The organism is Streptomyces sp. SID3212, assembly GCF_009865405.1.
GTDB lineage: Bacteria > Actinomycetota > Actinomycetes > Streptomycetales > Streptomycetaceae > Streptomyces.
In genome coordinates this window covers 1-665 of record NZ_WWJY01001158.1, presented here as the reverse complement: position 1 = coordinate 665, position 665 = coordinate 1, and the positions used below count along the sequence as shown (strand labels likewise).

The window sequence follows — 665 nt, the reverse complement described above, 5'->3', positions numbered from 1 at the left end:
CGCTGGCCCTGGCGGGGCAGGGTCGTCGCCGGGGCGCTGGGCCGCAGTCCACCGTCCGGCAGTCGCCCCTTGGGGCCATCTCCGCAGGCGCGGGGAGCAGTTGATCGTGCCAGCAGTGTGGCCCACCCCGGAGGGTCCATCCCCGGAGGTGCGGGGAGCAGGTGATCCCCCGCAGCGGGGAGTTACAGGGGGCCATCCCCACAGGGGGCGGGTCGCTGGCGGAGGCAAGGGCGTCGGCGGGGGCGTTCTACTCGTTCGTGTATTCCTCCACGATGGTCGCGCCCAGCTCTCGCACGATCAGGTCATGGCCGGAGAGCGCGGAGTCGACCAGGTCGGGGTCGTCCTCCTCGGGGGTGTCGTCCTCGGGGGCGACGGGGTTGGGCGCGGAAAAACCCTGGCCGCTGGCTGGACCGCCGGGCCCGCCCGGCAAGGACGATGCCGGGCCATGACCTTGCCCCTGGCCTTGGCCGTAACCCTGTCCCTGTCCCGGTCTCTGCCCCTGGCCCTGCCCCTGGGCGGACGCCGGGGATCCGTACCCGCCCGGGGACGCGGACGCCCCCGACGGACCGGGGGCGGCGGAGCCGGATGCGGTGGCCTGGGGGGAGCCGGTGGGCCGGGAGCCGTATCCGCCGCCGCCTGTCCCCCCCGTACCGCCTCCGGCCCCC

Annotated in this window: 1 pseudogene; it reads right to left on the bottom strand. The window is 75.6% G+C overall.

Annotated elements, in window-relative coordinates:
* Positions 1 to 247: 247 nt before the first annotated feature.
* A pseudogene (locus GT042_RS39615) lies at positions 248 to 665 on the bottom strand (DNA polymerase III subunit gamma and tau); the annotation flags it as partial.